Here is a 10000-nt window from a genome sequence, read left to right as displayed (position 1 = left end):
TGATATGGCTGCCCATGGCATTAAATTTGCTGGATTTATGGCGGATTCGATTTTCTCTTCGGATGGTGTTTTGCCGGGGGAAGCCGGATTTTTGAAAGAGGCGATTGATGTCGTCCATAAAAATGGTGGTATTTTTATTGCCGATGAAGTTCAGCCCGGTTTTGTTAGAACAGGTGAATCTTTCTGGGGCTTTGGTCGGCATGGCTTGATCCCTGATGTCGTCACAACGGGAAAACCGATGGGGAATGGTATTCCGGTTTCCGGTCTTTTTGCCCGCAAGGAAGTAATGGAAGCCTTTAGTAACCATGTGCCTTATTTTAATACATTCGGCGGCAATCCGGTTTCAATGGCGGCGGCCTCGGCCGTTTTGAATGTCATCAAGGAAGAAAATCTTCAGGCGCATACCCAAAAAGTCGGGGCTGAACTTTTGGGTGAACTGAAAAAACTGCAAGACAAGCATGAATCCGTCGGAGATGTTCGGGGTGCGGGTCTGTTCATCGGTTTTGAATTGGTGAAAGATCGCAAGAGCAAAGAACCGGATAAAGATTTGGCACTGGATCTGATCGAAGCGCTTCGCGATGAACATGTTCTGACCTCGGTTGCGGGGCCTTATGGTAATGTTCTGAAATTGCGGCCACCTTTGGCCTTCCAAACGGGTGATATTGATTGGTTAACTGGAGCGCTTGATCGCAGCCTGACCAAATTAGGTCGGTAATAGCCGTCAGCTTGCTTCTATTTAATCTCATAAGGCCGTTCTGTTTTGGCAGGCGGCCTTTTTATTAACGTCTTTGCGAAAAGAGCTTGTCATTTGAATGGTGATTATGCCTCTATCACAAATAAAAAGAGAGAAGGATAATGCCGGAAAAGAAGCGCTATTCCTTTCCGCCCCGCTTCTCTCTATGAAGAAAGAATGAAAGATACGAATACGCCTTTAGAGAATGCCCAGCATTGCGGTCTGGTCGCCATTGTGGGTGCGCCGAATGCCGGTAAATCAACCCTTGTTAATGCGTTGGTTGGCCAGAAAATTGCCATTATCAGCCCCAAGGCGCAGACAACCCGCGCCCGTTTAATGGGTATTGCCTTACAGGATCAAACCCAGATCTTGTTAGTGGATACGCCCGGTATTTTCACCCCGAAAAAGCGTTTTGATCGTGCTATGGTCGCTGCCGCTTGGGGCAGTGCCGAAGGTGCCAATCTGGTGGCTTTGGTGGTTGATGCCTCCTCTGGTCTTACCCGCCGGATTGAGCCTTTGGTGGAAGCCGTTTCTGCCCGTAAAGAGCCTAAAGTTATTATTCTGAATAAAGTCGATATTACCCCGAAAGCTGAATTACTGGCTTTGGCACAAAAGCTTTATGAAGCGATTAAGCCGGAAGCCTTGTTTATGGTTTCAGCCACCACGGGTGACGGGGTTGCCGATCTTAAGCATTCTTTGGCGGATATGATGCCGGAAAGCCCATGGCATTTCCCCGAAGATCAGGTGTCCGATGTCACGGATCGTATGTTGGCAGCGGAAATCACCCGCGAACAGATCTTTTTACAACTGCATGATGAATTACCCTATGCCGCAGCGGTTGAAACCGAAAAATATGAAGAACGGAAAGACGGCTCGGTCGCTATTCATCAGCAAATCTTGATCGCCCGCGATTCCCAAAAGGCGATTGTTGTTGGTCATCATGGCGCAAGACTGAAAGAAATCGGCAGTAAAGCCCGCGCCGAATTGTCCCAGATTTTAGGCTGTAAAGTCCACCTATTCCTGCATGTCAAAGTCAGCCCGAGATGGGATGAAGATCGCGACATTTATAATGAAATCGGTTTGGAATGGGTCAAGTAAAAGCATTAAATTTCTTTTCGTCTCTTGAAGACCGGAAATAAAAGGCCAGATTTTACAGATGGATAGTTGGGGAGTGCCGCTTGATGGTTACAGAAAATAACGTCGATAGTCAGAATAAGGCTGATTTAAAGCTGACTCCCCCTGATCCTGTCCCATCAGTTCCAACAGAAAAAGCCGATGGTTTAGTCCCATTGGATGATGGCAAAAAAAACCAGCTTGAAGCCAAGGTAAGCGGCTTTATTGAAGAATTGGTTGCCGAAAATCCCAATAGTCCCGAATTTGGCAAAAAGGTTGATTCTATTATCAATCTGGGGCGCAATGAAATTCGGGAAGCCGCCAATCAATCCAATCGTTTTTTGGATCGACCGGTTAAGGCCATGGATGGCAGTAGCCCCATTGGTTCCAATCTTGCCCAGTTGCGGCGCGTGATTGAAGACCTTGATCCCGGAAAACGCGGTGATTTAACCGCGCCCAAGAAGATTTTTGGCATTATTCCTTTTGGAAATAAGCTCCGCGATTATTTCGACAGCTATAAATCGGCACAATCCCATATCAGCACCATTCTTGCCAGTCTTGAAAGCGGTAAAGATGAATTGTTGAAAGATAATGCCGCGATTGATGTTGAACGCCAGACCCTGTGGGCGACGTTGGAGCGTCTAGAACAGATGATTTATATGGCGAAAACGCTGGATAGCCAGTTGGAAGCCAAAAGTCATGAACTGGATATCAGCGATCCTGCCAAATCCAAGACCTTGCGAGAAAGCGCGCTTTTCTATGTCCGGCAACGGGTCACTGACCTTTTGACCCAATTAGCCGTCAGTGTTCAGGGCTATCTGGCATTAGATTTGGTCAGAAAAAATAATATCGAACTGATTAAAGGGGTTGATCGCGCCTCGACAACGACAGTCGCCGCCTTAAAAACAGCCGTGACCGTGGCACAGGCCTTAACCAACCAAAAATTGGTTTTGGAACAGATCAATGCTTTGAACAGCACAACGGCGAATATTATCGATTCCACTGGCGAAATGTTGAGAAACCAGACCGGAGAGATTCAGAAACAAGCGGCTTCGGCCACGATCCCGCTCGATGTTCTGAAGCGTGCCTTTAGCAATATCTATGCAACCATGGATTCTATTGACCAATATAAAGTCCAAGCCTTGTCTTCGATGAAACAGACAGTTGATGTCTTGTCTGACGAAATCGAGAAATCACGCGGTTATATTGCGCGAGCGCAAGGGTCAGGCCAAGGTCAAGACCAAGCGATGAAACAGTTAATGCAGGCAGAGGACAAAAAGGCACAAACAGCGGAAGATGTTTCTAAAACACTTCCGACAGGAGACCCGTTCAAGCCTTTGTAAGGGAAATAAATGGCCAGTAATCAGCAAATACTTTTGGAAGCGCAGGCTGTTTTGGCAAGGCTTCGGGATGGTCAGGAAGCAAGCCGCGCCTTTGCAAAGAAAAGCCTGCTGGGACGGCGGCTAAAGCGGCTATGTATTACGGATGCGGTGATTATACTGGCCGCCTTTATTATCGGTTTCATCCATCCGTTGGGCATTTCCGGTATTATCCTAACTTTTGCGGCCTTGGTCTTGGGGAGTATTTTGGCACCCTTGACCTTGCCCTTGCCGCGTCCGGTCAAAATTGAAAATTTGCAAAAACAGTCTTTAAAACAATTACCGACGCAGGCTGCTTCATGGCTGTCAGCCCAGAAACAGGCTTTACCGCCGCCTGCCCGTTCTTTGGCAGAATCTATCCTTGATAAATTATCGCATTTGTCCTCTGTCGCCGAAAAATTGCCGGAAGATGACCCGACAGCGAGCCAGATGCGAAAATTGGTCAGTGAAGAAATGCCAGAATTGGTTAAAGGCTATGTCGAAATACCCGTTAACTTAAGAACACAGAAACGCGCTGGTCTGGATAGCCCCGATTCACAGCTTGCAACCGGCCTAGATGTGATCAATCAGGCACTAGGTCGCATAGAAGAAGAGCTTGCCCATCATGATCTTGATAAATTGGCTACTCAGCAGCGCTTTTTAGAGTTAAAATATAAAACAGAATCTTGATCGTAAATTATTATAGATGTCAGCATTCTTCTTTTTGATCACATAATAAAAATGCATGGAATGCTGGCTTTCTTTCTTTTTCATCAAAGATACGGAGATATCTAGGAAAAAGATAGTTGATGGCAGGGGGCATACTTAACCTGTCAACTATAATAATAGTATGACAGCTATAACGGGGAATGGAGAATGCGTGTTTTATTGATAGAAGATGAGCCGACAACGGCGAAATCTATCGAATTGATGCTGACGAAAAAGCGTTTCAATGTCTATACAACAGACCTTGGCGAAGAAGGCATCGATCTAGGCAAGCTTTACGATTATGATATCATTTGTCTTGATCTCAATTTGCCCGATATGCATGGCTATGAAGTGTTAAAGACGTTACGGACGGCGCAGGTAAAAACGCCGATCATTGTATTGTCCGGTATCGCCGAAATGGAATCCAAAGTGCGGGCTTTGGGCTTTGGGGCTGATGATTATTTGACCAAGCCTTTCCATCAGGAAGAATTGATTGCCCGTATCCAAGCCGTTGTTCGCCGTTCCCAAGGCCATTCCCAGTCAATTATCAAAACAGGCCGTTTAACCGTCAATCTTGATAGCAAAACAGTCGAGATTGATAACAAGCCTGTCCATTTGACCGGTAAAGAATATGCCATATTGGAATTGCTGTCTTTGAGAAAAGGCACCACCATCACGAAAGAAATGTTCTTGAACCATCTTTATGGTGGGATGGATGAACCGGAATTAAAAATTATTGATGTCTTTGTGTGCAAACTGCGGAAAAAGCTGAATAAAGCCTATCCTGACGAAAATTATATCGAAACGGTCTGGGGACGCGGTTACATCTTGCGCGAAACAGAACATGCCGAATTGGAAAGCCAGCAGGCGTAACCTTTCTGTTGCACATTCGTTTAATTTAGATCGGTTACGATAAGAATTATATCTATCCGCAGGCTATTTTTTAAGAATCCAATTGAAACACCCCTGTAGCTAGAGCGTTATCGCTTTGATTACAGGGGTGTTTTTATGTCTTAGAATCCGACAGCCGTGCCTTCTCTTCTAATATCGGCACCGCCTTCGTAATAGTTATCCCGTTTGATAATCGCTTGAAGACCGGATTCCTCATGCTCTGCTGGTGTGAGCGTAACGCCTAAATCTTTCAGGCCTTGTGACACCTTGGCAGGGAATGGGTCGGAAAGGAAAAGCGTGCCATGGGCGACCAGATTAGGAAGCGCCAAGGCTTTATCAACCGGCATATGCCAATCAAGAAGGGCTACAATTGCTTTCAGATTGTAGGCTTGAATAGAGCTGCCCCCCGGTGAACCCAAGGCAGCGACAAATTGGCCTTTCTGATTAAAAACCAGCGTCGGTGCCATCGTTGAACGGGGACGTTTGTCGCCCGCAACAGCATTGGCGGCCGGTGTATTATCATAGGCCTGTGGCGAGAAAGAAAAATCGGTCAATTGGTTGTTTAGGAAAAAACCGCCCACCATACGGCCAGAACCAAAGATATTTTCAACCGTCGTCGTCATCGAGACAGCATTCCCCTTGCTATCGACAATAACAAGATGGGTTGTGCCGCCCGGTTCAGCCGTTGCATCTAGGCTATAGCTGGGCGCGCCTTTGGGATTGCCGTGGCTGGGGGCTTGAGGATTAGCTTTATCGCCAATCAATTTTGCCCTTTCTGCGATATAATGAGGGTCTAATAATCCGGTGACCGGCACTTTGATAAAATCAGGATCACCAACAAAATAATCACGGTCAGCATACGCAAGACGGCTGGCTTCAGCAAATTCTAACCATGCTTTCGGATCATCGGCATTGCGGCGATCAATATCGGTATGTGAGAGCAAGCCTAAAGCCTCTTGCAACCCAACGCCGCCTGAAGGCGCATCCGGCGTGCAGATGACATAGAGATGATAGCCTTTACATAAAGCGGCGCTTTCTTTCGGGCGATAACTGGCAAGGTCGGCCATCGTCATACTGCCTGCCAAAGGCGCTTGATGGACTTTATCCACGATCGCCTGTGCAATCGTGCCCGTGAGCAAGGCGGCGGAACCCTTTTCGGAGATGGATTTTAGGCTGTTGGCATAATCAGGATTTTTTAAAATATCACCAGCCTGATAGCGTTCTCCGTTAGCTTTCACAAAATAGCGGATCGCGTCTTCGGTATAGGCTTCGGGGGAATGGCCGTTAATCATGCTGGCAAGGCGTGGAGAAACGGTAAAGCCTTGCTCGGCTAGGGCAATCGCAGGCGTAAATAATTGACGCCATGGCAGGATGCCATGTTCTTTTTGTGCCAATTCCAGCATCGCAATAGCGCCCGGAACGCCCGTGGCACGACCAGAAATAACGGCCTGTTTAAACGGAATAGGGTTTTTATTATCATCCAAAAACATATCAGGCGTAGCATCCGCCGGAGCGGTTTCTCGCCCATTATAGGCCGTTACTTTATGGGTTTTGGCATCATAATAGGTCATGAAAGCACCGCCGCCGATGCCTGAACTTTGTGGTTCAACCAGCCCCAAAACGGCTTGGATAGCCACCGCTGCATCAACGGCGCTACCCCCCGCTTTCAAGACATCATATCCAGCCTTTACGGCCAAAGGATTGGCCGCCGCCACCATGGCGTGAGAGGCTGTTGATTTTTTAGGAAGATGGGCAACGTCAGACCAGTCGATTTCTTTTGTGACCGTCACCGGTTTTTGGGTTTGACGTGCCACGGCTAGATGGCTGCTTGAAAAAGCAATAAGCGCAGAAAAAGCTGTCAGAAACGGACGATGCCGAAGAGAAACCATTTTTGATCTTTCTGTCTTGGGATGGGGCTTTGAAAAACGCCGACGGAAGGAGCCTACAAGAAAGATTTCTGAACGACCAGCCCTTAATAAACTTGCGATAGAACTCTCTTAAACTTGTTCTTTCTTGCTTTCATAAAAAGAAATGTTACCGTGAGAGGTATGACGATATTGGCCTCCGTTTACCGCGCCTTTGGCTGCCTTTTTTGCTGGGCTTTAGCCCTTTTCCTCTATCCCCTTTCTGCAGCGACTTTGTCCGATAGCGATTTGCATATCGAGCCACAATTTATCGCAGAGACCTTAACCCCCAAAGCAGGGACAAAGGTGACCGTCGCCTTGGAAATGAAGCCCCATCAAGGCTGGCATGGTTATTGGAAAAATGGGGGTGATGCCGGACAAGAAACCGAAATAATCTGGCATTTCCCCTATAAGATCAAAGCCTCGGCTATCCAGTATCCGATACCGGAAAAGATGAAAATCGCCGGTTTAATGAGCTATGTCTATCAGCATGATTATCGCTTGTTAATTGATTTGGATATTCCGGCTGGATTGCCTGTGGGAACCGCTTTGCCGATATCAGCACAGTTAAATTGGTTGGCCTGCACTGATATCAGCTGTGTACCAGAAACCGCCGAGCGTCATTTATTACTGCATATCGGGACAGGTGAAATCACAGCCGATAATAGCCAGTTATTTCAGGTTTTTCGACGAGCGTTACCAGAAACGGCCGGAAGACAGGCTTTATTTGCGCAACAACAGAATCAGATTATTCTGAAACTGGATTATCCCGAAACCGAAAAGATTGATAGCACGACCAATGGAGTGTGGTTTTTCCCGTCACAAGATGGCGTGTTTGATTATAGTGCCGATCAGCGTTTGCTTCGTGAGGGTAACGCCCTTTTCCTTACCCTGCCCTTGCGGGAGAAAGCCTCTATTCCGGCGGATATAACGGGTGTTCTTCGTTTACAAGACGGAAAGGGTTTTTGGGTTAATGCCCAAAAAGGCAAGATTACTTTACCGGATAAAAACCCCGTTATTTTAACGGCATCAAGTGAAGAAGGCCAAGCCAAAGCGCCAGCTTCCCCGCAACAGAATACAGCGCAAAGTGAAGCGCCCTCTGTAGGGAAAGGGCATAGTGGCAAGCTGTTATGGTTGGCTTTGGCAGGCGCGTTTTTGGGTGGGCTAATTTTAAATATTATGCCTTGCGTCTTTCCGATCTTGAGCCTGAAGGCTTTGAGCCTTGCCCGCACCCATGCCCCTGAAAAAGCTCATCGGTTAGAAGCCTCGGCCTATAGTGCCGGTGTGATTATGGTCTGTTTGGGATTGGGCGCAGCGCTTCTTTTGTTTCGAGCGGGGGGTCATGCCGTCGGATGGGCATTCCAGTTACAATATCCTCATATCGTTTTGGCTTTGATGGTTTTAACCGCCATGATTGGTTTTAATCTGGCCGGATTATTTGAGCTTCCGAGTTTCAACAGCGGTACCAATCCAAAACAGGATAGCCTTTTAGGTGCCTTTACCACGGGCGCTTTGGCAGCCTTTATTGCAACCCCTTGCACGGGCCCCTTTATGGCGGCAGCGATCGGGGTTGCCTTGGTCTTGTCACCGATTGAATCCCTGATGGTCTTTGCCGGACTGGGTATCGGTATGGCGCTGCCCTTTTTGGCTATTGGCTTTATCCCACCGATACGAAAATTATTGCCAAAACCTGGGGCATGGATGGCCACGATGCGCCATATTTTGGCTATTCCGATGTTTATTACTGCCTTGTGGTTGGGATGGACATTAGGGCATCAGATCGGAACGGATGGTTTGATTGTCGCTTTCGGTATCTGCCTGATATCGGCAACAGGGTTGTGGTGGACAGGAAAACGCCAGCATAAGGGAAAAAATTACAGCTTTTTACCTGCAGCGATAGCGATCCTGTTTTCAGTGGTGATTGGTTCTTTTACCCCTGCTCATCCGATTGTCAGTGAAACAAAGGCTAAAGTTGAAAGCGCTAAAGATGCGCTGGAGATTGAGCCTTTTAGTGAGCAAGCGGTTGAAGAATTACATCGCCAGAAAAAACCGCTTTTCATCTATTTTTCGGCAGATTGGTGTCTGACTTGTAAGGTCAACGAGAAAATGGCGATTGATCGTGACAGCACCCGTCAGGCTTTCCGGCAGAAGGGTATTGTTACCTTGCACGGCGATTGGACAAATGGTGATCCTGAAATCACCCGTTTTCTGTCAAAGATGCACCGTTCGGGCATCCCGCTTTATCTTTATTATCCTGTGAATGGCGAAATTCAGATATTGCCGCAAATTCTGACAACAGGCTTATTACAAGATATTGGGAAATAAAAAAGAACCGGCCTAAACAGCCGGTTCTTTTCATTTCAGGCGCGTTTTTAAAGCCATTAGCGCACAGTGCCTTTCGCGAGTAAGCGAGGCAGAAGCGTTAATGCCCCAACAATCGGGAAACGACGTTGCCACGGCTTGATGATGATTTTGGTGCCAGCATGACGGTTAATTTTCCATGCAAGATAATCAAGCCCCCCAGCAAAGGTGAAACTGGCTTTGGCCAAACGAAAAATACTAAGCCATTTGCCGCGCCACCTTCTTTTTGCCCATAAGCGCAAAGCCTGTTTACGGCTGGGTAAATTCCGGCTGATATGAGCCACAACCGCTTGGGTGATATGGCGGTAATATTCGGGATTGCTGTCCACGATCAGATCAGCCCGACCGTCCGATTTTTCTACCCGCAATTCAGCCTGATAGGTCAAACGGAAGGCTTCCCGCCAGCGGTCAAGGGGATCATTTGACCCTGAGAAGAGAGGTGCCGCCGCTTCCAAAAGAGTGGGTGCAGCACAAGCCACAACAGCGGTTGTTGCAGTGACAGAATCTTTATCCTTTGCCCAGACTAATCGGCTGGGTTGGGCAAAGCGCGCCCAGACCGAAACCGACAAGGTTTCGAGTGAAGCTAGTCGTCGAAAATCGGCAAGCGTCAGCACCGCATATTTGGCGACTAAATCTTTATAGCGAAAAAGGAAAACATTGGGCGGTAGCGCTTTATTTGCCCATGCCAACCAACGATGTGAATAAGCCTGATGATAATCATCAACAATCAGGTAAAAATCCAGCATTAGCCCATCAAGACTGGTTGCCCGCAAAGCCGATCCATAGAAAAGAACAGCCCGTGAAGAGCCATGCCGTGCAGCAATAGCCGCCGCCATATCAGATATTTCCGGCAAAACCGTCTTTGTCAGTTCTTCACCAATGATGCTTTTTAGGCCATGCACATCCGTATTCTTCCATTTTTGCATCATATA

8 protein-coding genes are annotated in these 10000 nt (G+C 47.5%); 6 read left to right on the top strand and 2 right to left on the bottom strand.

All coding sequences use genetic code 11. The features are described from left to right. From LDL18_RS02130 to ctrA, 5 genes are all read left to right on the top strand, one after another. Positions 1-715: aminotransferase class III-fold pyridoxal phosphate-dependent enzyme (locus LDL18_RS02130; protein WP_296506664.1), on the top strand; the 715-nt coding region annotated here is incomplete at its 5' end. A 195-nt stretch (positions 716-910) separates the two neighbouring features. Then, entirely contained in the window at positions 911-1831 is a 921-nt protein-coding gene (era, locus tag LDL18_RS02125; protein ID WP_296506662.1) for a GTPase Era, read from the top strand. Positions 1832-1914: 83 nt separating this feature from the next. Further along, on the top strand, positions 1915-3189 hold the full coding sequence (locus LDL18_RS02120) for a toxic anion resistance protein (protein ID WP_296506660.1): 1275 nt from the start codon (positions 1915-1917) through the stop codon (positions 3187-3189). Between the two features lie 9 nt (positions 3190-3198). Beyond that, entirely contained in the window at positions 3199-3894 is a 696-nt protein-coding gene (locus LDL18_RS02115; protein ID WP_296506658.1) for a hypothetical protein, read from the top strand. Between the two features lie 186 nt (positions 3895-4080). Continuing rightward, a complete protein-coding gene (gene ctrA, locus LDL18_RS02110; protein ID WP_296506656.1) occupies positions 4081-4785 on the top strand; it encodes a response regulator transcription factor CtrA in 705 nt (234 codons plus the stop codon). 140 nt (positions 4786-4925) lie between these two features. Here the strand turns inward: ctrA and ggt are convergent, their stop codons facing one another. After that, a complete protein-coding gene (gene ggt / locus LDL18_RS02105) occupies positions 4926-6617 on the bottom strand; it encodes a gamma-glutamyltransferase (RefSeq protein WP_365974542.1) in 1692 nt (563 codons plus the stop codon). A 234-nt stretch (positions 6618-6851) separates the two neighbouring features. Here ggt and LDL18_RS02100 point away from each other — a divergent pair, with 234 nt between their 5' ends. Beyond that, positions 6852-9032, top strand: a complete 2181-nt coding sequence (locus tag LDL18_RS02100) for a thioredoxin family protein (RefSeq protein WP_296506652.1) — start codon at positions 6852-6854, stop codon at positions 9030-9032. A gap of 56 nt (positions 9033-9088) precedes the next feature. On the opposite strand, the gene LDL18_RS02095 is transcribed toward LDL18_RS02100, so the two are convergent. Next, positions 9089-9997 carry a hypothetical protein gene (locus LDL18_RS02095; RefSeq protein ID WP_296506666.1) on the bottom strand — a complete coding sequence of 303 codons (909 nt, stop codon included), beginning with the start codon at positions 9995-9997 and terminating at the stop codon, positions 9089-9091. Between the last annotated feature and the right edge of the window lie 3 nt (positions 9998-10000).

The organism is Zymomonas sp. (assembly GCF_020216885.1).
Taxonomy (GTDB): Bacteria; Pseudomonadota; Alphaproteobacteria; order Sphingomonadales; family Sphingomonadaceae; genus Zymomonas.
The sequence above is the reverse complement of the archived record's forward strand: the minus strand, read 5'-3'. Positions and strand labels throughout refer to the sequence as shown.

Coding starts and splice junctions, on each gene's coding strand:
- era (WP_296506662.1), top strand. CDS start 911: ATGAAAGATACGAATACGCCTTTAGAGAATGCCCAGCATTGCGGTCTG.
- LDL18_RS02120 (WP_296506660.1), top strand. CDS start 1,915: ATGGTTACAGAAAATAACGTCGATAGTCAGAATAAGGCTGATTTAAAG.
- LDL18_RS02115 (WP_296506658.1), top strand. CDS start 3,199: ATGGCCAGTAATCAGCAAATACTTTTGGAAGCGCAGGCTGTTTTGGCA.
- ctrA (WP_296506656.1), top strand. CDS start 4,081: ATGCGTGTTTTATTGATAGAAGATGAGCCGACAACGGCGAAATCTATC.
- LDL18_RS02100 (WP_296506652.1), top strand. CDS start 6,852: ATGACGATATTGGCCTCCGTTTACCGCGCCTTTGGCTGCCTTTTTTGC.
- LDL18_RS02095 (WP_296506666.1), bottom strand. CDS start 9,997: ATGATGCAAAAATGGAAGAATACGGATGTGCATGGCCTAAAAAGCATC.